Source organism: Neisseria sp. P0021.S007 (assembly GCF_051956855.1).
The window spans coordinates 1-823 of record NZ_JBQCXA010000318.1 but is presented as its reverse complement, the minus strand read 5'-3'; the positions used below and the strand labels follow the sequence as shown (position 1 = coordinate 823).

Annotated in this window: 1 pseudogene; it reads right to left on the bottom strand. The window is 45.2% G+C overall.

The features are described from left to right. Nucleotides 1-241: 241 nt before the first annotated feature. A pseudogene (locus ACTHUR_RS13070) lies at nucleotides 242-823 on the bottom strand (MFS transporter); the annotation flags it as partial.

Genomic DNA, 823 nt, shown 5'->3' with positions numbered 1-823 from the left:
CCTAAAAATTAATCAAGTATCGTCTTTCTTTGAAATATCAATTATTAAGCTTACTTATTCACAGCCTTTGCACACGCTTGTTTGGGGAAAATGTGCATTTTGTTTGGGAGTAAAGTTGTGCTTAAAATTTAGGCAGATGTGTTTTTTAATTTTAAATCAGACAGTAATCTGATTTATGCACAAGCTGTCCACGAGATTGAATAGTGAAAATGTGCATGGTGGGGATACATTTCAGACGGCCTTATTTGCTGATTTTCAATAAAGCAGTCAAATCCCCGATAAATTTCGATTCCCGTTTGATGAGGTAAACAATCAACGGAAGATTACCCACGGCAACAATCAAATACAGCAGCGTGATGCTGTCAAACAACATCAGCAAAACTGCGCTCAAAATGGCGGCTGACACCATAAATACGCCGTTGATGATGTTGTTGGCGGCGACGGCGTGGGCGCGGAAGGTTTCGCTGCTGGCGGTTTGCAACCAAGTGTAGAGCGGTACGGAGAAAAAGCCTCCGAAAAAGCCGATGGCCGACATCACGAGCATAATCGGATACGCTTTAGCTTGCGATAAAAACCAAATAATGCCGTTTAATTCGGTAAAGCGTTGGCCTTGGGTCAGCCACACCAGCAATAATCCACAGACCGTTAGCCCCAGAGTGCCGATGGTAACCAAGCCCAAAATCAGGCGCTCGTGGCTGAGTTTGGCGCATAATACCGAGCCGATGGCGATACCGATGGAGAACAGCGCCAACATCAGGTTGAACACATTATCGTTGCCGCCCAAATGGATTTGCGTGAACGTCGGCAGTTGGGTGGTATAAAC